The following is a 20,484-nucleotide window of genomic DNA, read 5'->3' as shown; positions in this document are numbered from 1 at the left end:
CGCCTCGCCCTCGCGCCCACTGTCGGGACAGCTCATCGCCCTTCGGCGGGCTCCCGCCGCATGTCCTCGGCCGCACTCGGACGGAGCCCAGGCGAAGATCGCCAGGAAGCGTCCGTACCACGCCTACCTACCGCGGATTCTCGCCGAGATCGCCTCAGCGGAACATCTGTTTGACCAAGGAGGGACCCTCGAACTCGGCTGGAATGGCGTCCATCAGCACCTCATCGACCCGCTCACCAAGCCACATATTCGCGTTGCGGCGGATGCCCTGCCGCTTGAAACCCGCCCGCTCGTAGGCGCGGATCGCTCCCTGGTTCGGTTCCATGACGCTCAAGTACACGCATGCCAGGTTGGCGACGTGGAAGGCGTAGTCCAACACGAGCCTGGTCGCCTCGGAACCCACCCCTTTCTCCCGGGATTCACCCATGGCCACGATGTACTCGCCGTTGCGCGTGGCTGATCGGTCACTACCTGGGCTATACCGACCGGTCTGGGTGTCGCTCCGGTCAGGTCGTAGATCGTGAACCGGATCTCTCGGTCCGAGGCTCGGTCGTAGCCTTCGATGAGAATCAGCCGGGTGGTCTCGATCGGCTGGGGTGTTCGCCGGTTGTATCCGACGATGGTGGGGATGCTCTGCTCCCACCGCCAGTAGTCCTCCACGAGGTCGGCACGCAAAGGGCCGATGCCCGCCTTGTCACCGCGCAGCCAGATCAGGGGCTCGCTCACTGTTCTCCTTCGTGGGAAAATGCCAGGAGTGGCGGTGGATCTCTACGGGGCCGCACGGGACGCCCGCCAATGCTTCGGCGGGGCCAGCGAACACGATGACCGAAGGCGAGTCGGGCAGCGCCCCTCACCTGACATCCACCGCAGACGGGGCGAGATCGCGAGCGATCCCGCCCCTGCCGCAGACGGCGGGTTGGATGAGTGCGCTGTGATCAGCACCGCAGCCCGGGTGCCGTCGGCTGGAGGCCGGCCCGCCCATCGACCTCTACTACGCTGCCCACCCGCCGTCAGGCGCTTCCCCTCGACCGATCGGCCACGCTCTCAGCGTCTCCGGATGCCTCGACGGTCCCGGCCCGCAGCTCCGTGATCGCGGTGTCGAGCATGTCTCGGCAGCGGCAGGCGGCCTCCTCGGACATCCCCACCGTGAACTCCATGGCGCCGAGGAAGGTCAGGTCGATGGCGCCGCTCGTGCTGTCTGCCTTGCAGTAGAGCCGGTCGCCGTCGTGAACGTACGCCCAGGCGCCGCCGGTGGTGGCCGTGTCGTCGATCAAGGTGGTCATGTCTCACTCCCTCGGGACGATGATCGGCTTCCGGACCAGCCGATCTCCTCACGTCGAGGCTAAACTACGTGCCAGAATTAGACGTTAATCCTTTGGCGTGAATCCCGTGCCGAGACTTGAGTCTGGTCAGCGAACAGGCTGAGCTTCTCCGCACAAGCGTCGTGGCAGGGAGGACGGATCTTGAGCGACAGGCGAGTCAGGACCGAGCACGTGCAGGTCGCGGCAACCTTGCGACGAATGCGTGAGAAGGCGGGAGTGACGCGAGAAGAGGCTGCCGACCTACTCGGATGCAGTCTCTCCAAGATCGGCGATCTCGAGGTGGGCAGGTCCAAGCCCAAACCCGTCGAGTTGGAGAAGCTGCTCGACAGGTACGCGATCGGTGAGGATGAGCGTGCTGAGCTGATCGAGTTTGCGCGTACGACACGGCGTCGTCGTCCGCCGAGCCCGTACACGACGGCCGTGACCCCGACCAACCTGCGTCGAGCCATTGATCTGGAGTCCCAGGCGACGTCTTCGGTCTTCTACTCCTCCGAGTTGATCCCAGGTCTGCTTCAAGTAGCGCCCTACATCGAAGCGACCCTCCGCTGGGGTCGCGACAACAGGCCCGACGAAGTCGCTCGCTTCGTCGATCTCCGCCTGGAGCGAGCGGCAGTCCTGACCAGGAACGATCGTCCGCCGCTCAGGTACTGGTGCATCCTCGGCGAGGCCGCCCTCCGCACGGGCATCGGCGGTACCGAGACCATGCGCCAACAGGTTGCTCACCTGATCAAGACGAATGAGGACCTGGAGAACGTCGTCATCCAAGTTCTGCCCTTCGGGGCTGGACCACATCCGTTTCTCGGGATCACCGTGACCTGGCATCGGTTTCCCTCCCCAGCACCCGACATACTTATCATGGACAGCCACGGGCGAGACGTCTTCCAGGATCGACGAGCAGAGGTCGCCCGCGCGGCGCACCATCTCGACCTGCTCAAGGCGACAGCCCTGGGACTCAAGGAGAGCACCGCGTTCCTCCGCCGGGTCCATCGCGAGCTGAAATGAGCCGGCCATGGCACGGAACACCAACGAGTGGTTCGTCTCCACCAGATCCCACAACGGCAACACGTGCGTCGAGACGATGTTCACCGACGACGCGGTCTACGTCCGCAACAGCGTCACCCCCGACCAGGGCACCACCGCCTTCACCCACCCCCAGTGGGCCGCCTTCATGTCAGCCGTCAAGGACGGCACCTACGCGCCTCGCTAGCCCTCGGCGGGGCGGTCGATGCCCACAGACACGCGGTCACTCGCGTACGCGCGCAGGCACACCCCGTGCGACCCTGGCAGCCGCACCTCGGGCACCATGACGGCGTGATCACACACCGTAGGGGGTCCGGCATTGTCTGTCACCGAGATCGTGGCGAAGCTGCGGCAGGCCTACGCACTCGTCACTCAGGCCCGCCGCGAGGCCGCCCGCGCCGCTGACGCGATCACGGACGGCGCCGCCATCGTCGGCGCGGCCACGGCCGGATCGACACAGCCGCACGTCGACCAGATCACCCACCACGCACGGGCCGCAGGCGACGACGTCCAGACCGCCGATGCCATGCTCCGCCAGGCCCAGGACGTCATCGACGCCTACTGCCATTCCATCGCGGGACACGGCATCGCGGAGGCGGGCGGAGGGACTAGCGGACCGCCGAGTGCCCCGCACTCCTCCGCCGAACCGTCGACAGGACCGCAGCCACCGCCACCGCCTCCCGACCACACGGCCGATCCTGGAGTGAAGTATGCCGACTGGATCGCCGAGCTACGCCGTAGTGGCACGAAGATCAGCACAGACAAGATCGTCCGAATGACTCGCCTCCGGAACGGCCGCCTTGTCTGGCTCGAGACCGGGACCAAAAACTCCGGGCTGGGACACGTCATGAGCGACGGCAGGCCCGAGCAGTTCGAATACCTCGGGACACCACGAGAACAGCTACCGGCGCTGATCATTGCTGCATTGGAGCGAGGACGCGTTGTCGGCTATAGCGGCAGGGACCGACCGGTCTACGAAGTAGACATCGGCGATGGGCCTCGACGAATCGCCATCACCGTCAGCAGCAATGGCTACATCGTCGGCGCACATCCGATACCCCTCGACCAGGTACTTCGGCAACACCGAGACAGGAGCAAACATGGCAGGCTATGACGTCGTCCTTCACGCAGGATGGGAGGAACCGCCCTTCTGGTTCTGGGTCGGCGAATCACCCCAATACGACCACGAGATCGACGAAGCCGCGGAACTCCTCGGCCTCAGCCCCGAACTAGTCCATGACCTCACGGAGTGGGACGACGAATTCCAAGCCGTCTACAACGACGACACTCCCCAGGAACCACTTTGGACCAGCCCTGAAGCAGAGACCGCCTGGCTGGAAAAGGGCAAGACACTAGCCGCCCGCATCAAACGAGAATCGCCCGTCACCAACCGCGTCGTCTATCGAGGTGACGGTACTTTCCCGAGCGGCTCCTGCGTGTTCTGACGCAGACAGCGACGGGTGCCAGCTCCCCTCCGTCGAAGGAGACCGACGGACGGTCGTACTTCTCACTCTTCGATCCGTGGCAGAAGGAACTATCCACTGATGACCGGTGACACGGCGGGCTATGACGTCACTCTGCACGCAGGCTGGGGCGAGGACTGCATCCGGTTCCGAACCAGCCGCTCTCCCATGCTCCAACACTCGGTCGAGGAAGCCGCTGAGCTGCTGTCACTGAGCGATGACCTCGCCGCCGAACTCACCGACTGGGACGACGAATACCAGGACGTCCTCAACATCGACGTCCCGCAGGACTCCGAATGGCCGAGCCCCGAGGCCAGACAGGCCTGGCTAGAGAAGGGCAAGACACTCGCCGCCCGCATCAAACGCGAATCCCCGGTCGTGTCCAGGGTTGAATACTTCGGTAACGGCACCATCGCCGATGGTGAGTGCGTCTTCTGAGAAGACAGGAGCACCCATGGCAGGCTATGACGTCGTCCTCCACGCGGGCTGGGAAGAACCGTGCTTCTGGTTCTGGGTCGGCGATTCGCCCCAATACGACCACGAGATCGACGAAGCAGCCGAACTCCTCGGCCTCAGTCCTGAACTCGTCCACGACCTCACCGAATGGGACGACGAGTTCCAGGCCGTCTACAACGACGACACACCCCAAGAGCCACTCTGGACCAGCCCTGAAGCAGAGATCGCCTGGTTGGAGAAGGGCCAGACACTGGCCGCCCGCATCAAACGCGAATCCTCCGTCACCAACCGCGTCAACTACCGAGGGAACGGCAGCATTCCCAGCGGCTCCTGCGTGTTCTGACCCGCCCCACCGACGACGAACGGCCCGCAGGAGAACCTGCGAGCCGTTTCGTCGTGCTCGATGAAGAACTCAGACGGTGGTGGTGCTCCCACCGGCCGCCGTGATCTTCTCGATCGCGCTGCCGGAGAACCGGTTCGCGGTGACGCTCAACTTCACATCGCCGAGGTCGCCGTTGCCCAGCACCTTGACCAGCTCGTTCTTCCGGACGGCTCCCGCGGCGACCAGCTCGGCGATGCCGATGGTGCCGCCCTCGGGGAACAGCCTCGCCAGATCGCCGATGTTGACGACCTGGTACTCGACCCGGAAGCGGTTCTTGAAGCCCTTGAGCTTCGGCAGCCGCATCTGGAGCGGAAGCTGACCGCCCTCGAACCCGGCCTTCACATTGCTCCGGGCCTTCGTGCCCTTGGTACCACGACCAGCGGTCTTGCCCTTGGAACCCTCACCACGACCGACGCGAGTCTTCGCGGTCTTGGAACCAGGAGCAGGCCGCAGGTGGTGAATCTTGATGGCCATTGCTTCAGTTCACCTCTTCGACCTTCACCAGGTGACGCACGGTGTGGATCAGACCGCGGACCTGGGGAGTGTCATCGCGCACCACTTCCTGCCGGATCTTGCGCAGCCCGAGGGTGCGCAGCGAGTCCCGCTGGTTCTGCTTGGTGCCGATGGTGCTGCGAAGCTGCGTCACCTTCAGCTGCGACATAGCCTCACACCCCCTGTCCGGCGCGAGCCCGCAGCATTCCTGCCGGGGCGACGTCCTCGAGAGGCAGGCCGCGGCGAGCAGCCACCTCCTCCGGACGCTGCAAGCCCTTGAGCGCGGCCACCGTGGCGTGCACGACGTTGATGGCGTTGTCACTGCCGAGCGACTTGCTCAGGACGTCGTGGACGCCTGCGCACTCCAGCACGGCACGCACCGGGCCGCCGGCGATGACACCGGTACCGGGGCTCGCCGGGCGAAGCAGCACCACACCGGCCGCCTTCTCACCCTGGATGGGGTGAGTGATGGTGCCCGCGATCCGAGGGACGCGGAAGAAGTTCTTCTTCGCCTCTTCCACACCCTTGGCGATCGCGGCAGGCACCTCCTTGGCCTTGCCGTAGCCGACGCCCACCATGCCGTCGCCGTCTCCGACGATCACCAGCGCGGTGAAGCTGAACCGACGACCACCCTTGACGACCTTCGCCACCCGGTTGATCGCGACGACGCGCTCCAGATGCGGGGTCTTCTCCTGAGCCGCCCCGCCGCGGCCACCGTCCCGACGGTCGCGGCGCTCTCCGCGCTCGCCACCGCCCTCACGACGTGTGCGTCCTGGCATCAGACGACCCTCTCGTTCTGCTTGATCTTCTGCATGTCTCTCAGAACTCCAGCCCCGCCTCGCGCGCCGCGTCGGCGAGTGCGGCCACCCGACCGTGGTACTCGTAGCCGCCGCGGTCGAAGACGACCCCTTGGATGCCCGCGCCCTTGGCCCGGTCCGCGACCAACGCGCCGACCTTGGCCGCACGGGCCTTCTTGTCGCCGTCCAGTCCTCGGACGTCGGCCTCCAGGCTCGACGCAGAGGCCAGCGTGACGCCCGCGAGGTCGTCGATCACCTGGGCGACGATGTGCCGCGAGGACCGAGTGACGACCAGACGAGGACGCTCAGCAGAGCCCGCGACCTTCTTCCGGATACGGAAGTGCCTGCGTGCCCTGGCCACCCGACGCACCGTGGAGACGTCCTTGCCGACAGGCTTGCGCTTGGCAGCGGTGGTTGCAGTGGTCTCGCTCATGCTCACTTACCCGTCTTTCCGACCTTGCGGCGGATGACCTCACCCGCGTACCGCACACCCTTGCCCTTATACGGGTCAGGCTTGCGCAGCTTGCGAATGTTGGCCGCAACCTCGCCAACCCGCTGCTTGTCGATGCCCTGGACGGAGAACCGAGTCGGGTTCTCCACCACGAAGCTGATGCCCTCCGGAGGCGTGATCTTCACCGGGTGGCTGTAGCCGAGGGCGAACTCGAGTTCGCCGCCCTTGAGCGCGACGCGGTAACCCACGCCGTGGATCTCGAGCTTCTTCTCGTAGCCCTGGCTGACCCCGGTGATCAGGTTGGCCACCAGCGTGCGGCTCAACCCGTGCAGCGAACGACTCTTCCGCTCGTCGTCCGGACGCTTCACCACAACCGCGCCGTCCTCCGACCGCTCAGCGGTGATCGGCTCGGCAAGGGTGTGGGACAGGGTGCCCTTGGGCCCCTTGACCGTCACCATGCGGCCGTCGAGGGTGACCTCGACGCCGGAGGGCACGGTTACCGGCAGTTTTCCGATGCGCGACATTCCGATACCCCCTTTCTCACCAGACGTAGGCGAGGACTTCCCCGCCCACTCCCTGCTTGCCCGCCTGCCGATCGGTCACGAGACCGCCGGAGGAGGAGATGATCGCCACTCCGAGACCGCCCAGCACCTTGGGCAGGTTGGTCGACTTGGCGTAAACCCGAAGACCGGGCTTGGACACGCGCCGCAGACCCGCGATGCTGCGCTCGCGGTTCGGGCCGTACTTCAGCTCGACGACCAGGTTCTGGCACTTCTCACCCTGCTCGACGCGATGCCCCGAGATGTAGCCCTCACGCTTGAGGATCTCGGCGATGTTCGCCTTGAGCTTGGAGTGCGGCAACACGACCTCGTCGTGGTATGCCGAGTTCGCGTTACGCAGACGAGTCAGGAAGTCTGCGATCGGGTCGGTCATGGTCATGGTGACCTGGTCAACCTTTCTCGCCCTGGTTCCCAGCCGATCGGCTGGGCCTGGAGCGAACTGGGATGGTCAGTGTGCCGGTAGGTCGTCACGCCGCTGGGGCGTGCCGATCACCAGCTGGACTTGCGAACGCCCGGCAGCTCGCCTGCGTGCGCCATCTCGCGAAGGCACACCCGGCAGAGGCCGAACTTACGGAACACGGCGTGCGGGCGACCGCAGCGCTGGCAACGGGTGTACGCCCGCACCGCGAACTTCGGCTTCCGCGCCGCCTTGGCGACCAGCGACTTCTTAGCCATCGGCTCTCCTCGTCCTTGTCCTCATCGTCCGCTGTCAGCGGACTTGAAGGGAAAACCGAGGTGCCGCAGCAGCGCCCGCCCCTCCTCGTCGTTGATCGCGGTGGTGACGATCGTGATGTCCATGCCCCTGGGGCGATCGATCGAGTCGGGGTCGATCTCGTGGAACATCGACTGCTCGCTCAACCCGAAGGTGTAGTTGCCGTTGCCGTCGAACTGGCGGTCCGACAGGCCGCGGAAGTCACGGATACGCGGCAGCGCGATGGTCAGCAGCCGGTCCAGGAACTCCCACATGCGGTCGCCGCGCAGCGTCGCCCTGGCGCCGATCGGCATGCCCTCACGCAGCTTGAACTGCGCGATCGACTTACGCGCGCGCCGCACCTCGGGACGCTGACCGGTGATGGTGGCCAGATCGCGGATCGCGGGCTCGATCAGCTTGCCGTCCCTGGCCGCGTCGCCGACGCCCATGTTCACGACGACCTTGACGACGCCCGGGACCTGCATCACGTTCGAGTAGTCGTACTCCTCGCGCAACGCACCGACGATCTCCTCGCGGTACCGGAGCTTGAGCCGGGGGACGATCTTCTCAGCAGTCGTCATGATCAGATGTCCTTACCGTTGCGGCGCGAGATGCGAATCCGGCGCCCGTCCTCATCCGTCCGGTAGCCGACCCTGGTCGGGGTACCGTCCGAGTCCACCACCTGAACGTTGCTGACGTGGATCGGCGCTTCCTGGGTCACGATGCCACCAGACTGCGCGCCACGCTGAGTGCGGCTGATCTTGGTGTGCTTCTTGATCCGGTTGACGCCCTCGACGAGGACCTTCGACGTCTGCGGGTAGGCCTGGATGACCTTGCCCTTGGCGCCCTTGTCCTTGCCTGCGATGATCACGACAGTGTCGCCCTTGTGCACCTTCATCAGAGCACCTCCGGCGCCAACGAGATGATCTTCATGAACCTCTTGTCACGCAGTTCGCGACCCACCGGGCCGAAGATGCGCGTGCCGCGCGGCTCGTTGTCCGCCTTGATGATCACCGCGGCGTTCTCGTCGAACCGGATGTAGGAACCGTCCGGACGACGGCGCTCCTTCACGGTGCGCACGATGACGGCCTTGATCACGTCACCACGCTTCACGTTGGCGCCCGGGATCGCTTCCTTCACGGTCGCGACGATGATGTCGCCGATGCCCGCGTACCGCCGCCCCGAGCCGCCCAACACCCGGATGCACAAGATCTCCTTGGCTCCGGTGTTGTCAGCGACGCGGAGCCGCGACTCCTGCTGAATCACGTCAACTCCTGACCTGCGTATTGCCCGCCGGATTTCCGACCCGACGGGCGCGGTCGTCTCTAGTAGTGCCTCTTGGTCGGTCTGAGACCTCTGACAGTCTCGGACCAGGCGCCGACGCCGCACCTTACTGACAGGCACGGCTTCGGCAGGAGACCACCCTGCCGAAGCGCCGCGATTCCTACCTGGCCTTCTCGAGGATCTCGACGATGCGCCAGCGCTTGGTCGCCGACAGCGGTCGAGTCTCCATGAGCAGGACCCGGTCGCCCACGCCTGCGGCGTTCTGCTCGTCGTGCACCTTGACCTTGGTGGTGCTCCGCAGAACCTTGCCGTACAGGGAGTGCTTCTTACGGTCCTCAAGCTGCACGACGACCGTCTTGTCCATCTTGTCCGAGACGACGTAACCCTCGCGAACCTTGCGGTTGTTCCGCGTCTCGGTCTTCTGCTCGTTCTCGCTCATGCCGCACCTTCACTCGTGGTCGCGTCCGCCTGGTCCGGCGAGACGGACAAGCCCAGCTCGCGCTCACGCATCACGGTGTAGATCCTGGCGATGTCATGCCGCACGACGCGCAGCCGACGGTTGTTCTCCAGCTGTCCGGTCGCCATCTGGAAGCGGAGGTTGAACAGCTCCTCCTTGGCCTCCCGAAGACGCTGAACGAGCTCGCTCTCGGTGAGCTCACGCAGCTCGGCTGCGGTGCTGACCGCTGCCATCAGAACTCACCACCCTCACGTGTGACGATGCGGCACTTCATCGGAAGCTTGTGAATCGCGCGCAGCAACGCCTCGCGAGCGACCGTCTCGTTCGGGTAAGTCATCTCGAACAGCACCCGGCCGGGCTTCACATTGGAGATCCACTGCTCCGGCGAACCCTTACCGGAACCCATCCGGGTCTCGGCAGGCTTCTTGGTCAGCGGGCGGTCCGGGAAGATGTTGATCCAGACCTTGCCACCACGACGGATGTGCCGGTTGATGGCGATACGAGCGGACTCGATCTGCCTGTTGGTGACGTAAGCGGGCTCCAGAGCCTGGATCCCGAACTCACCGAAGGTGACCCGCGTCCCGCCCTTGGCTGCGCCGCTCCGGTCGGGGCGGTGCTGCTTACGGAACTTGACCTTACGCGGGATGAGCACTTCTCAGCCCTCCGTCTTCTCGCCGGCGGACGGCGAAGTCGCGACCGCCGTCTTCTCCGCCGTCTCGGCCGCAGCCCGTCCGGCCTCGGTGCCTGCCGCGGTCGTCCCGGACGCACCGGAGCGACGACGGTTGGGCCGGTCCGGGCGGTCCGCCCGATCCGAACGGTCCCGGCGAGGTGCCCGAGCCTCGGCAGCCGCAGCCTCGCGAGCCTTCAGGCCGCCGACCAGCTCACCCTTGTAGATCCAGACCTTCACGCCGATACGGCCGAAGGTCGTCTTGGCCTCGAAGAAGCCGTAGTCGATGTCCGCACGCAGCGTGTGCAGCGGAACCCGACCCTCGCGGTAGAACTCCGAGCGCGACATCTCCGCACCGCCGAGGCGGCCGCTCACCTGCACCCGAATGCCCTTGACCTGCGGCGAGCGCATCGACGACTGCATCGCCTTACGCATCGCGCGCCGGAAGGACACCCGGTTGGAGAGCTGCTCGGCGACGTTCTGCGCCACGAGCTGCGAATCGGACTCGGAACCCTTGACCTCAAGGATGTTGAGCTGGATCTGCTTCTTGGTCAGCTTCTCCAGCTCACCGCGGATGCGGTCGGCCTCCGCGCCGCGGCGGCCGATCACGATGCCGGGCCGTGCGGTGTGGATGTCGACGCGGACCCGGTCTCGGGTGCGCTCGATCTCCACCTTGGAGATGCCTGCCCGCTCCATGCCCTTGGAGAGCATTCGGCGGATCTTGACGTCCTCCGACACATACTCGGCGTACTGCTTGTCGGCGTACCAGCGGGACTTCCAGTCGGTGGTGATCCCCAGCCGGAAGCCGTGCGGGTTGATTTTCTGACCCACTACCGGGCACTTCCCTTCACGCTGGACTTGCGAGTCCGGCCCGTGGCCTGCGGCCGGGACTCGACCTCGACGGTGATGTGGCTGGTCCGCTTACGGACCCGGTACGCGCGGCCCTGAGCCCGCGGCCGGATGCGCTTCAGCGTCGGCCCCTCGTCCACGTAGATGCTGCTGATCCAGAGCGTCTCCGGATCGAGGTCGAGGTTGTTCTCGGCGTTGGCGATGGCGCTCGCAAGCACCTTCTCGACCGGCTCGCTGGCAGACTGCGGCGCGAACCGGAGCACGGCCAGGGCCTCCTGAGCGTGACGGCCCCTGACGAGATCGACCACGCGGCGCACCTTCATCGGCGTGGCGCGGACATAGCGGGCCCGCGCCACGGCACGCGACGGCGTCTCTTCGCCTTCCGGCGCCACAGCGTCGTTTCGGGCGTTCATCGCTGTTTCCCCTTGCTCTTGCTAGTCCGTGAATCTCGCGTCGAAGCCCGCGTCAGCGGCGGCGAGACCTGCGGTCTTCCTTGACGTGACCTTTGAAGGTGCGGGTCGGGGCGAACTCGCCCAGCTTGTGACCCACCATCGCCTCGGACACGAACACCGGGACGTGCTTGCGACCGTCGTGCACGGCGAACGTGTGCCCGAGCATGTCCGGAATGATCGTCGAGCGCCGGGACCAGGTCTTGATCACCGTCTTCTTGCCGGACTCGTTCAGTACGTCCACCTTCTTGAGCAGGTGGTCGTCGACGAACGGGCCCTTCTTCAGGCTGCGTGGCATCCTTCACTCCCTCCCTGCTCAGCGCTTCTTGCCGGTGCGGCGTCGGCGGACGATGAGCTTGTCACTCGGCTTGTTACGACGCGTACGACCCTCGGGCTTACCAGCCGGGTTCACCGGGTGGCGACCACCGGAGGTCTTACCCTCACCACCACCGTGGGGGTGGTCGACCGGGTTCATGGCGACACCACGGACGGTCGGGCGCTTGCCCTTCCACCGCATCCGTCCCGCCTTGCCCCAGTTGATGTTGCCCTGCTCGGAGTTGCCGACCTCACCGATCGTGGCGCGACAACGCACGTCCACGTTGCGGATCTCACCGGACGGCATCCGGAGCTGGGCGTAGGGCCCGTCCTTGGCGACCAGCTGCACACTGGCACCCGCCGACCTGGCGATCTTGGCGCCGCCGCCGGGCCGAAGCTCGATGGCGTGCACCACGGTGCCGGTCGGGATGTTGCGCAGCGGCAGGTTGTTGCCCGGCTTGATGTCAGCCCGGGGACCGCTCTCGATCACGTCGCCCTGGCGCGTCTTCTCCGGGGCGATGATGTAGCGCTTCTCGCCGTCCGCGTAGTGCAGCAGCGCGATGCGGGCGGTGCGGTTCGGGTCGTACTCGATGTGCGCGACCTTGGCAGGCACGCCGTCCTTGTCCAACCGACGGAAGTCGATCAGACGGTAGGCGCGCTTGTGGCCACCACCCTTGTGCCGGGTCGTGATCTTTCCGTGCGCGTTACGACCACCGCGGCCGTGCAGCGGACGGACCAGCGACTTCTCCGGCGTCGACCGAGTGATCTCGGCGAAGTCGGCCACGCTGGCACCACGACGACCCGGTGTCGTCGGCTTGTACTTGCGGATGCCCATGTCTGTGCAGTCCTCAGTCGTTCAGTCCGGTTCGGTCCGGCCGCGTCACGCGGACGGCCCGCCGAAGATCTCGATCGGCTTGCTCTCCGGGTGCAAGGTCACGATCGCCCGCTTGGTGTCCTTGCGCTTGCCGTACCCGGTGCGGGTGCGCTTGCGCTTACCCTGACGGTTGAGCGTGTTCACGCTCGCGACCTTCACGCCGAAGACCTGCTCGACGGCGATCTTGATCTGCGTCTTGTTGGCGTCCGGAACCACCACGAAGGTGTACTTCTTCTCCTCGAGAAGGCCGTAGCTCTTCTCGGAGACGACCGGAGCAACCAAGATGTCGCGAGGGTCGGGGATCACTTCCCAGCCTCCCCATCTGAGTCGGACTCGGTAGCGTCGGCGCTCGCGCCGGACCGAGCGGTGGCCTTGCCAGACCGCCGGGCCGAGCCGGAGAGGAAGCTCTCCAGAGCCGCCTTCGTGAACACCAGGTCGTCGTTGACCAGCACGTCGTACGTGTTGAGCTGGTCGGGAGCGATCAGGTGCACGTCGGAAAGGTTGCGCAGGCTCTGCCAGCCCAGGACGTCCTCACGGTGCAGGACGACCAGCACGCGGCGGGCCTCGGTGATCGTGCGCAGCGCCTGACGAGCGAACTTCGTCGAGGGCTTCTCGCCGTCCACCAGCGAGGTGACCACGTGCAGCTGCCCCTCGCGGGCCCGGTCGGAGAGGGCACCGCGCAGAGCGGCGGCCTTCATCTTCTTGGGCGTCCGCTGGGAGTAGTCGCGCGGAGTCGGGCCGTGCACGACACCACCGCCGACGAACTGCGGCGCACGAACCGAACCCTGACGGGCGCGGCCGGTGCCCTTCTGGCGGTACGGCTTACGCCCACCGCCGCGAACCTCGCCGCGGGTCTTCGTGTCGTGCGTGCCCTGCCGAGCCGCCGCCTGCTGCGCGACCACGACCTGGTGCATCAGGGCCATGTTCGCCTGGACGTCGAAGACGTCGGCGGGCAGCTCGATGCTGCCGTCGGCCTTGCCGTCCGGGGTCTTGATCTCAACATTCGCGCTCATCAGACACCGCCCTTAGCAGCGCTCTTGACCAGCACGAGGCCGCCCTTCGGGCCGGGAACCGCACCCTTGAGCAGGATGAGTCCCGCCTCGAGGTCGACCCGGTGCACGGTCAGGTTCTGCGTGGTGACCCGCACGTTGCCCATGCGTCCGGCCATCCGGACGCCCTTGAAGACGCGACCGGGAGTGGCGCAGCCGCCGATGGAGCCGGGCGAGCGGTGCTTGCGCTGAGTACCGTGGCTGGCGCTCAGACCCGCGAAGCCGTGTCGCTTCATGACACCGGCGGTGCCCTTGCCCTTGCTCGTGGCCACGACGTCGACCAGCGTGCCCTGATCGAACACGTCGGCCGTCACCTCCTGGCCGACCTCGTACTCACCGGCGTTGCTGCTGCGCAGCTCCACCAGGTGCCTGCGAGGGGTCACCTTCGCCTTGCTGAAGTGGCCGGTCTCGGGCTTGTTGACCTTACGAGGGTCAATGGCGCCGTATGCCAGCTGGACGGCCGAGTAGCCGTCCTTCTCGTCGGTCCGGATCTGGGTGACCACGTTCGGATCGGCCTTGACGACCGTGACCGGTACGATCCGGTTGTTCTCGTCGAAGACCTGGGACATACCAAGTTTGGTGCCCAGGATCCCCTTGATCTGCTTGTCAGACATGGGTCTCGTTATCTCCGCCGCTCTAGCGCCCGAATCACTGAATGTTGACGTCGACACTGGCCGGCAGGTCGATGCGCATCAGCGCGTCCACCGTCTTCGGCGACGGGTCGAGAATGTCGATCAGACGCTTGTGCGTGCGCATCTCGAAGTGCTCGCGCGAATCCTTGTACTTGTGCGGCGAGCGGATGACGCAGTACACGTTCTTCTCGGTGGGCAGCGGCACAGGTCCGACGACCCGAGCGCCGGTGCGCGTCACGGTCTCGACGATCTTGCGCGCGGACGCGTCGATCGCCTCGTGGTCGTAGGCCTTGAGCCGGATGCGGATCTTCTGTCCCGCCATAGTGGCTTGCCGTTCCTCTAATCTCGTGCCGCTTCTGACTAACACGCTGCGGTTGCCTCGCGTTGATCCCGACCTGGATCCTCCCGGCCCGTGCTGCTCCCCTGCGTAAGGAGACACCCTATTCAGGAAAAAACACTGCCAGTCGTCACCGTCACCCGGTCCACGCGGTCGGGCGTGTCGCGCCCGATGCTCAGACCGATGCCTGTGACGTCATCGGTGGTGTGGATCTCTCGACCCCCTGCACCCCGCAGGGTCCGCTGATGGACCTGCGTTCGTGCAGCCCCGGCCGACACCGATCTCGAGTCGATCCTCAAGGCTGCGGACGCGGGGCGCTCGCGCCGAGGCTGTCGGTTCGCAATGCTTCACCGACAGCCTCCGACGAGCAACCCTTACAGGATGCCATACCCCGAGGTAGGCCTCCAAATCGGGGGTGGGGAGGGCCCCTGGATCAGGAGCCCTCCCCACGGTGAGTCACTTGTTGATCTTGGTGACGCGACCCGCGCCGACGGTGCGACCGCCCTCACGAATCGCCAGACGCAGACCCTCGTCCATCGCGATGGGCTGGATCAGCTCCACCGAGATCGCGGTGTTGTCGCCGGGCATGACCATCTCGGTGCCCTCGGGCAGCGTGACCACGCCGGTCACGTCCGTCGTCCGGAAGTAGAACTGGGGACGGTAGTTGTTGAAGAACGGCGTGTGACGGCCACCCTCGTCCTTCGAGAGGATGTAGACCTCGGCCTCGAAGCTGGTGTGCGGGGTGTTGGAGCCCGGCTTCGTGACGACCATGCCGCGCTCGACCTGCTCGCGCTTGATGCCGCGGAGCAGCAGAGCGGCGTTGTCGCCAGCCTGGCCCTCATCGAGGAACTTGTTGAACATCTCGATGCTGGTGACGGTCGTCTTCAGGGACTTCTCCTTGATGCCGACGACCTCCACCTCCTCGTTCACCTTGACGATGCCGCGCTCGATACGACCGGTGACCACGGTGCCACGACCGGTGATGGTGAAGACGTCCTCCACCGGCATCAGGAACGCCTTGTCGACCTCGCGCTCCGGCTCCGGGATGTTCTCGTCGACCGCGTCCATCAGCTCGAGGAGCTTCGCGCTCCACTCGGCGTCGCCCTCCAGCGCCTTGAGCGCGGAGACGCGCACGACCGGGAGGTCGTCGCCGGGGAACTCCTGAGCCGACAGCAGCTCACGGACCTCCATCTCGACGAGCTCGAAGATCTCCTCGTCGTCCACCATGTCGGCCTTGTTCAGGGCCACCACGATGTAGGGAACGCCGACCTGACGGGCCAGCAGCACGTGCTCACGCGTCTGCGGCATCGGGCCGTCGGTGGCGGCGACCACGAGGATCGCACCGTCCATCTGCGCCGCACCCGTGATCATGTTCTTCACGTAGTCGGCGTGGCCGGGGCAGTCGACGTGCGCGTAGTGACGCTTCTCCGTCTGGTACTCGATGTGCGCGATGGAGATCGTGATGCCGCGCTGCTTCTCCTCGGGCGCCTTGTCGATCGAGTCGAAGGCCATCAGAGGGTTGAGGTCCGGGAACTTGTCGTGCAGGACCTTGGAGATCGCCGCGGTCAGCGTGGTCTTGCCATGGTCGATGTGACCGATGGTGCCGATGTTGACGTGCGGCTTCGTCCGCTCGAACTTCGCCTTCGCCACTGGTTTGTCCTCCTGGACTTAATCTTTCCGCCGCACGGACTGTTGTATGTGCTCGACGGTTTCGATTTTCGCCGCCCATACGAGGCGGCCGATGACATTTCCCCCTCGGAGGGCTCCGGAGCCCGACGGGCACCGGAGCACTTACCGCTGGATTTGCGTCGGCTGGTCGAGCCGCTCACCCGCAGCCGAGCCGAGGAGAACTCCTCGGCAGGCCGCGTTACAGGTGAGACTCACTCACCGGTCGCCTTCGCGATGATCTCCTTTGCGACGTTCGTCGGAACCTCGGCGTAGGAGTCGAACTGCATCGAGTAGTTCGCCCGACCCTGCGTCTTGGAACGCAGGTCGCCGACATACCCGAACATCTCCGACAGAGGAACGAGCGCCTTGACGACGCGCGCACCACTGCGCTCCTCCATGGCCTGGATGTGGCCACGGCGGGAGTTCAGGTCGCCGATGACGTCGCCCATGTAATCCTCAGGGGTCGTCACCTCGACAGCCATCATGGGCTCGAGCAGTGCCGGGGAGGCCTTGCGAGCGGCTTCCTTCATCGCCATCGAACCGGCGATCTTGAACGCCATCTCGGAGGAGTCCACCTCGTGGTAGGCGCCGTCCAGCAGGGTGAACTTCAGCCCCACCAGCGGGTAGCCCGCCAACACTCCGTACTGCATCGCGTCCTGGGCGCCCGCGTCGACCGACGGAATGTACTCCCTCGGCACCCGGCCACCGCTGACCTTGTTCTCGAACTCGTAGAGCGCACCGTCGGTGCTCTCCAACGGTTCCAGCTTCACGATCACTCGAGCGAACTGGCCAGAGCCACCCGTCTGCTTCTTGTGGGTGTACTCGACCTTCTCGATCGTCTTGCGAATCGTCTCCCGGTAGGCCACCTGCGGCTTACCGATGTTCGCCTCGACCTTGTAGTCGCTCTTCATCCGGTTGACCAGCACCTCGAGGTGCAGCTCGCCCATACCGGCGATGATGGTCTGACCGGTCTCCTCGTCAAGCTTGACCTGGAACGTCGGGTCTTCCTCGGCGAGCTTCTGGATCGCCGTACCCAGCTTCTCCTGGTCACTCTTGGTCTTGGGCTCGATCGCCACCTGGATGACCGGCTCCGGGAAGCTCATCGACTCGAGGACGATGGGCTTCTGCGGGTCGGCGAGCGTGTCACCGGTGGTGGTCTCCTTGAGACCGATCACCGCGTAGATGTGACCCGCCTGCGCGTCCTCGACCGGGTTCTCCTTGTTGGAGTGCATCTGGAAGAGCTTCCCGATGCGCTCCTTCCGGTCCTTGGTGGCGTTCACGAGCTGCGTGCCGGAGCTGACCTTGCCCGAGTAGACCCGGATGTAGGTCAGCTTCCCGAAGAACGGGTGCGCGGCGATCTTGAATGCCAGGGCGGAGAAGGGCTCGTCGACGTTGGGCTGCCGAGTGGCGGGAGTCTCGCCGTCGAGCAGCAGACCCTCCATCGGCGGCACGTCCAGCGGCGAGGGCAGGTAGTCGATGACCGCGTCGAGCATGGGCTGAACGCCCTTGTTCTTGAACGCGGAGCCACAGAGCACCGGGTAGGCCTCACGAGCGATCGTGATCTTGCGGATGCCCGCCTTGATCTGCTCCAGCGACAACTCGCCACCGCCGAGGTAGAGCTCCATGAGCTCCTCGTCGGTCTCGGCCACGGCCTCGACGAGCTTCTCCCGGTACTCGGCGGCCTTCTCGGCCAGATCCGCCGGGATCTCCTCGACGGTGTAGTCCTCGCCCTTCTGAACGTCGCCACGCCAGGTCAGCGCGCGCATGTTCACCAGGTCGACGACACCCGCGAAGTCGTTCTCAGCACCGATGGGCAGCTGGATGACGAGCGGGCGGGCACCGAGGCGCTCCTCGATGGTGCGCACGGTGAAGTAGAAGTCCGCACCGAGCTTGTCCATCTTGTTGACGAAGCAGACTCGCGGAACCTCGTACTTGTCCGCCTGCCGCCAGACCTGCTCGGACTGCGGCTCGACGCCTTCCTTGCCATCGAACACCGCGACCGCGCCGTCGAGCACGCGCAACGACCGTTCCACCTCGACGGTGAAGTCGACGTGCCCGGGAGTGTCGATGATGTTGATCTGGTGGTCTGCCCAGAAGGTGGTGGTGGCAGCCGAGGTGATGGTGATACCCCGCTTCTGCTCCTCCTCCATCCAGTCCATCGTCGCCGCGCCGTCGTGCACCTCGCCGATCTTGTAGTTGATCCCCGTGTAGAAGAGGATCCGCTCGGTCGTGGTGGTCTTGCCCGCGTCGATGTGGGCCATGATCCCGATGTTGCGGACCTTGGCCAGGTCAGTCAGCACGTCGCGTGCCACGAGAGTCTTCCCCGTTCCTGATCAGCTTTGTCTAGCTGTCTCTAGGGGTGGCCGAAGGCCCGACAACAGCAGGCCTCGAATCGGATGTCCGATCCGAGGCGGAGCCGTGACCGACGAAGTCGATCGTGTCGGGCATCCTCGATCACCAGCGGTAATGCGCGAAGGCCTTGTTCGACTCGGCCATCTTGTGGGTGTCTTCGCGGCGCTTCACACTCGCCCCGAGTCCGTTGCTCGCGTCCAGCAGCTCGTTCGTCAGGCGCTCGACCATCGTCTTCTCACGACGCTGACGGGCGAAGCCGACCAGCCACCGCAGAGCCAGCGTGGTGGAGCGGCTCGCCCGCACCTCCACCGGCACCTGGTAGGTCGCGCCACCGACACGGCGGCTGCGCACCTCCAGGGCGGGCTTGACGTTGTCGAGCGCGCGCTTGAGCGTGACGACCGGGTCGGTGCCGGTCTTCTCGCGACTGCCCTCCAGGGCCTCGTACACGATCTTCTCAGCCACTGAACGCTTGCCGTCGACCAGCACCTTGTTGATGAGCTGGGTCACCAGCGGCGAGGCGTACACCGGGTCGGAGATAAGCGGCCGCTTGGGGGCCGGTCCCTTGCGGGGCATGGTTAGCTCTTCTCCTTCTTCGCACCGTACCGGCTGCGGGCCTGCTTGCGGTTCTTCACGCCCTGCGTGTCAAGAGAGCCACGGATGATCTTGTAACGAACACCGGGCAGGTCCTTAACACGGCCGCCACGAACGAGCACCATCGAGTGCTCCTGCAGGTTGTGGCCCTCACCGGGGATGTAGGCCGTCACCTCGATGCCGCTGGTCAGCTTGACACGCGCGACCTTGCGCAGCGCCGAGTTGGGCTTCTTAGGGGTGGTCGTGTAGACGCGGGTGCACACACCGCGCCGCTGCGGGCTCCCCTTGAGCGCCGCGGTCTTGGTCTTCGCGACCTTGTCCTGGCGGCCCTTGCGGACCAGCTGCTGGATCGTGGGCATGGACCGGCTACTTCTTCCGTTCGCTACGTAAAGATGCTCCTTTGAGCACCTCAGGCTATATCCGACCCTTGCGGGTCGTGTCTGGAGTCACGCGGCTGTCCCCCGTAACCCGAGGTCGGGCGTGTCGCCCGCTTCCACGCCCACAGGCGTGAAACCCTCGGCCAACCCGGAAGACTTCCACCGTCCTGTGGTTACGGAGGCGATGAGCCAACGATCACAGGCACACAGACCAGCCCAACACAAGTCGGGCCCAGGCAGCAAAGATACCCGCACCCGCTGGGACGGGTCAAAACGGGGTGGGTCACCCGCAGTGTCAGGCACCTGTGGATCAGCCTACGCCGAAGTCAGGACCGAAGTCAGGGCAGAACTCAGGCGCGCACGAGCACGTCCCCGTGCCAGGCTGAGCAGATGAGCGCGGAGAAGGACATCTGGAACATCGAGCTGAGCGACGAACTGCTGCGGAGTCTCGACCAGCTCTCCCCACAGCGACGGCACGAGGCCATGGATCACTTCAACCGAGGACGCGCCGCGATGGCCGCAGCCCGCGACGCGCTGGTGGCGTCGGCCGGGGAGATGGAGCGCATGGTGGAGCACCTCCGGCCCATGCTCGTCGCGGCCGAGACTGAGGACCGTCGGGAGGCCGTCCTGGACATGATGATGTGCGCCCAGCTGTCGGCCGAGGCGGCGCTGGCCCTAGCCCGCGCAGACCGGAAGGCCTCCGCAGAACACCAGCGGTCTGTCGAGGAACACGTCCAGCGGCTCCGTGACCGCATGGACCGCCCTTGAGTCGCCGGTCGCCTCTGCGTAGGCCGTGACGTCCGGCGTCGGCCCGGCCCGCTGGGCCTTCTCGCCACGGGCCTCCCGTCGGAGCTCCCACCGGTGCCGGACTGCCCAGGGGCGAATGCACTCGACCGGTTGGTCTCTGTCGAGATCCCGCGCAGGAGTGATCCGGTGCCCGCCCGGCCGC

General features: G+C 65.7%; 34 protein-coding genes. 7 read left to right on the top strand and 27 right to left on the bottom strand.

What is annotated here, in order from left to right; all coding sequences use genetic code 11:
• Nucleotides 1-154 precede the first annotated feature (154 nt).
• Nucleotides 155-427 (bottom strand): GNAT family N-acetyltransferase, encoded by a 273-nt coding sequence (locus tag UA75_RS34290; RefSeq protein ID WP_232251213.1) that lies wholly within the window; start codon nucleotides 425-427, stop codon nucleotides 155-157.
• A 583-nt stretch (nucleotides 428-1,010) separates the two neighbouring features.
• On the bottom strand, nucleotides 1,011-1,283 hold the full coding sequence (locus UA75_RS03150; protein ID WP_075738723.1) for a hypothetical protein: 273 nt from the start codon (nucleotides 1,281-1,283) through the stop codon (nucleotides 1,011-1,013).
• A gap of 210 nt (nucleotides 1,284-1,493) precedes the next feature.
• Between UA75_RS03150 and UA75_RS03145 the strand changes: the two genes are divergently transcribed.
• From UA75_RS03145 to UA75_RS03120, 6 genes are all read left to right on the top strand, one after another.
• Nucleotides 1,494-2,324: a helix-turn-helix domain-containing protein gene (locus UA75_RS03145; protein WP_257787511.1), complete on the top strand. Its 831-nt coding sequence runs from the start codon at nucleotides 1,494-1,496 to the stop codon at nucleotides 2,322-2,324.
• A gap of 7 nt (nucleotides 2,325-2,331) precedes the next feature.
• On the top strand, nucleotides 2,332-2,529 hold the full coding sequence (locus UA75_RS03140; protein ID WP_075738720.1) for a DUF397 domain-containing protein: 198 nt from the start codon (nucleotides 2,332-2,334) through the stop codon (nucleotides 2,527-2,529).
• A 132-nt stretch (nucleotides 2,530-2,661) separates the two neighbouring features.
• Nucleotides 2,662-3,456, top strand: coding sequence for a hypothetical protein (locus UA75_RS31515; protein WP_083682882.1), 795 nt, complete (start codon nucleotides 2,662-2,664; stop codon nucleotides 3,454-3,456).
• The gene (locus UA75_RS03130; RefSeq protein ID WP_075738718.1) at nucleotides 3,443-3,787 is read left to right on the top strand and encodes a hypothetical protein; all 345 of its coding nucleotides are present in this window, start codon (nucleotides 3,443-3,445) and stop codon (nucleotides 3,785-3,787) included. The genes UA75_RS31515 and UA75_RS03130 overlap by 14 nt, the downstream gene beginning before the upstream one ends.
• A gap of 99 nt (nucleotides 3,788-3,886) precedes the next feature.
• Nucleotides 3,887-4,243 (top strand): hypothetical protein, encoded by a 357-nt coding sequence (locus tag UA75_RS03125; protein WP_075738716.1) that lies wholly within the window; start codon nucleotides 3,887-3,889, stop codon nucleotides 4,241-4,243.
• A gap of 16 nt (nucleotides 4,244-4,259) precedes the next feature.
• Nucleotides 4,260-4,604, top strand: coding sequence for a hypothetical protein (locus UA75_RS03120; protein WP_075738714.1), 345 nt, complete (start codon nucleotides 4,260-4,262; stop codon nucleotides 4,602-4,604).
• A 69-nt stretch (nucleotides 4,605-4,673) separates the two neighbouring features.
• Here the strand turns inward: UA75_RS03120 and rplO are convergent, their stop codons facing one another.
• From rplO to rpsL, 25 genes are all read right to left on the bottom strand, one after another.
• The gene (rplO, locus tag UA75_RS03115) at nucleotides 4,674-5,117 is read right to left on the bottom strand and encodes a 50S ribosomal protein L15 (protein ID WP_075738712.1); all 444 of its coding nucleotides are present in this window, start codon (nucleotides 5,115-5,117) and stop codon (nucleotides 4,674-4,676) included.
• A gap of 4 nt (nucleotides 5,118-5,121) precedes the next feature.
• Nucleotides 5,122-5,304 (bottom strand): 50S ribosomal protein L30, encoded by a 183-nt coding sequence (rpmD, locus tag UA75_RS03110; protein WP_075738710.1) that lies wholly within the window; start codon nucleotides 5,302-5,304, stop codon nucleotides 5,122-5,124.
• Nucleotides 5,305-5,308: 4 nt separating this feature from the next.
• A complete protein-coding gene (gene rpsE / locus UA75_RS03105) occupies nucleotides 5,309-5,914 on the bottom strand; it encodes a 30S ribosomal protein S5 (protein ID WP_075738708.1) in 606 nt (201 codons plus the stop codon).
• Nucleotides 5,915-5,954: 40 nt separating this feature from the next.
• Nucleotides 5,955-6,371 carry a 50S ribosomal protein L18 gene (gene rplR, locus UA75_RS03100; protein ID WP_404799960.1) on the bottom strand — a complete coding sequence of 139 codons (417 nt, stop codon included), beginning with the start codon at nucleotides 6,369-6,371 and terminating at the stop codon, nucleotides 5,955-5,957.
• Complete coding sequence (rplF, locus tag UA75_RS03095; RefSeq protein ID WP_075738704.1) at nucleotides 6,368-6,907, bottom strand: 50S ribosomal protein L6; 540 nt, start codon at nucleotides 6,905-6,907, stop codon at nucleotides 6,368-6,370. Before rplF ends, rplR begins: the two co-directional genes overlap by 4 nt.
• Before the next feature lie 16 nt (nucleotides 6,908-6,923).
• Nucleotides 6,924-7,322 (bottom strand): 30S ribosomal protein S8, encoded by a 399-nt coding sequence (rpsH, locus tag UA75_RS03090; RefSeq protein WP_069846406.1) that lies wholly within the window; start codon nucleotides 7,320-7,322, stop codon nucleotides 6,924-6,926.
• Nucleotides 7,323-7,432: 110 nt separating this feature from the next.
• Nucleotides 7,433-7,618 (bottom strand): type Z 30S ribosomal protein S14, encoded by a 186-nt coding sequence (locus tag UA75_RS03085; RefSeq protein ID WP_075738702.1) that lies wholly within the window; start codon nucleotides 7,616-7,618, stop codon nucleotides 7,433-7,435.
• A 21-nt stretch (nucleotides 7,619-7,639) separates the two neighbouring features.
• A complete protein-coding gene (gene rplE / locus UA75_RS03080; protein WP_075738700.1) occupies nucleotides 7,640-8,215 on the bottom strand; it encodes a 50S ribosomal protein L5 in 576 nt (191 codons plus the stop codon).
• Between the two features lie 2 nt (nucleotides 8,216-8,217).
• Nucleotides 8,218-8,532: a 50S ribosomal protein L24 gene (rplX, locus tag UA75_RS03075; RefSeq protein ID WP_075738698.1), complete on the bottom strand. Its 315-nt coding sequence runs from the start codon at nucleotides 8,530-8,532 to the stop codon at nucleotides 8,218-8,220.
• Nucleotides 8,532-8,900 (bottom strand): 50S ribosomal protein L14, encoded by a 369-nt coding sequence (gene rplN / locus UA75_RS03070; RefSeq protein ID WP_075738696.1) that lies wholly within the window; start codon nucleotides 8,898-8,900, stop codon nucleotides 8,532-8,534. Before rplN ends, rplX begins: the two co-directional genes overlap by 1 nt.
• A gap of 178 nt (nucleotides 8,901-9,078) precedes the next feature.
• Nucleotides 9,079-9,357 (bottom strand): 30S ribosomal protein S17, encoded by a 279-nt coding sequence (gene rpsQ, locus UA75_RS03065; RefSeq protein WP_075738694.1) that lies wholly within the window; start codon nucleotides 9,355-9,357, stop codon nucleotides 9,079-9,081.
• Nucleotides 9,354-9,608 (bottom strand): 50S ribosomal protein L29, encoded by a 255-nt coding sequence (gene rpmC / locus UA75_RS03060; RefSeq protein ID WP_069846398.1) that lies wholly within the window; start codon nucleotides 9,606-9,608, stop codon nucleotides 9,354-9,356. The genes rpsQ and rpmC overlap by 4 nt, the downstream gene beginning before the upstream one ends.
• Nucleotides 9,608-10,027, bottom strand: coding sequence for a 50S ribosomal protein L16 (rplP, locus tag UA75_RS03055; protein ID WP_075738692.1), 420 nt, complete (start codon nucleotides 10,025-10,027; stop codon nucleotides 9,608-9,610). The genes rpmC and rplP overlap by 1 nt, the downstream gene beginning before the upstream one ends.
• A gap of 3 nt (nucleotides 10,028-10,030) precedes the next feature.
• A complete protein-coding gene (gene rpsC / locus UA75_RS03050) occupies nucleotides 10,031-10,873 on the bottom strand; it encodes a 30S ribosomal protein S3 (RefSeq protein ID WP_075738690.1) in 843 nt (280 codons plus the stop codon).
• Nucleotides 10,873-11,304, bottom strand: a complete 432-nt coding sequence (gene rplV, locus UA75_RS03045) for a 50S ribosomal protein L22 (protein WP_075738688.1) — start codon at nucleotides 11,302-11,304, stop codon at nucleotides 10,873-10,875. The genes rpsC and rplV overlap by 1 nt, the downstream gene beginning before the upstream one ends.
• Before the next feature lie 52 nt (nucleotides 11,305-11,356).
• Nucleotides 11,357-11,638 carry a 30S ribosomal protein S19 gene (gene rpsS, locus UA75_RS03040; RefSeq protein WP_069846391.1) on the bottom strand — a complete coding sequence of 94 codons (282 nt, stop codon included), beginning with the start codon at nucleotides 11,636-11,638 and terminating at the stop codon, nucleotides 11,357-11,359.
• Between the two features lie 18 nt (nucleotides 11,639-11,656).
• A complete protein-coding gene (gene rplB / locus UA75_RS03035; RefSeq protein WP_075738686.1) occupies nucleotides 11,657-12,490 on the bottom strand; it encodes a 50S ribosomal protein L2 in 834 nt (277 codons plus the stop codon).
• 45 nt (nucleotides 12,491-12,535) lie between these two features.
• Entirely contained in the window at nucleotides 12,536-12,835 is a 300-nt protein-coding gene (gene rplW / locus UA75_RS03030) for a 50S ribosomal protein L23 (protein WP_075738684.1), read from the bottom strand.
• On the bottom strand, nucleotides 12,832-13,542 hold the full coding sequence (gene rplD, locus UA75_RS03025; protein ID WP_075738683.1) for a 50S ribosomal protein L4: 711 nt from the start codon (nucleotides 13,540-13,542) through the stop codon (nucleotides 12,832-12,834). Before rplD ends, rplW begins: the two co-directional genes overlap by 4 nt.
• A complete protein-coding gene (gene rplC, locus UA75_RS03020) occupies nucleotides 13,542-14,192 on the bottom strand; it encodes a 50S ribosomal protein L3 (RefSeq protein ID WP_075738681.1) in 651 nt (216 codons plus the stop codon). Before rplC ends, rplD begins: the two co-directional genes overlap by 1 nt.
• Before the next feature lie 34 nt (nucleotides 14,193-14,226).
• Nucleotides 14,227-14,532: a 30S ribosomal protein S10 gene (gene rpsJ / locus UA75_RS03015; RefSeq protein WP_016698486.1), complete on the bottom strand. Its 306-nt coding sequence runs from the start codon at nucleotides 14,530-14,532 to the stop codon at nucleotides 14,227-14,229.
• A 471-nt stretch (nucleotides 14,533-15,003) separates the two neighbouring features.
• Complete coding sequence (tuf, locus tag UA75_RS03010; protein WP_075738679.1) at nucleotides 15,004-16,197, bottom strand: elongation factor Tu; 1,194 nt, start codon at nucleotides 16,195-16,197, stop codon at nucleotides 15,004-15,006.
• A gap of 230 nt (nucleotides 16,198-16,427) precedes the next feature.
• Nucleotides 16,428-18,527 (bottom strand): elongation factor G, encoded by a 2,100-nt coding sequence (gene fusA / locus UA75_RS03005; protein WP_075738677.1) that lies wholly within the window; start codon nucleotides 18,525-18,527, stop codon nucleotides 16,428-16,430.
• A 142-nt stretch (nucleotides 18,528-18,669) separates the two neighbouring features.
• Complete coding sequence (gene rpsG, locus UA75_RS03000; RefSeq protein ID WP_075738675.1) at nucleotides 18,670-19,140, bottom strand: 30S ribosomal protein S7; 471 nt, start codon at nucleotides 19,138-19,140, stop codon at nucleotides 18,670-18,672.
• 2 nt (nucleotides 19,141-19,142) lie between these two features.
• Nucleotides 19,143-19,517: a 30S ribosomal protein S12 gene (rpsL, locus tag UA75_RS02995; RefSeq protein WP_025361387.1), complete on the bottom strand. Its 375-nt coding sequence runs from the start codon at nucleotides 19,515-19,517 to the stop codon at nucleotides 19,143-19,145.
• A gap of 408 nt (nucleotides 19,518-19,925) precedes the next feature.
• On the opposite strand from rpsL, the gene UA75_RS02990 reads away from it, so the two are divergent.
• On the top strand, nucleotides 19,926-20,303 hold the full coding sequence (locus UA75_RS02990) for a hypothetical protein (RefSeq protein ID WP_075738673.1): 378 nt from the start codon (nucleotides 19,926-19,928) through the stop codon (nucleotides 20,301-20,303).
• Nucleotides 20,304-20,484: the final 181 nt, after the last annotated feature.

This window comes from Actinoalloteichus sp. GBA129-24 (assembly GCF_001941645.1).
Taxonomy (GTDB): Bacteria; Actinomycetota; Actinomycetes; order Mycobacteriales; family Pseudonocardiaceae; genus Actinoalloteichus_A; species Actinoalloteichus_A fjordicus.
This window is presented reverse-complemented; position numbering and strand designations above follow the sequence as displayed.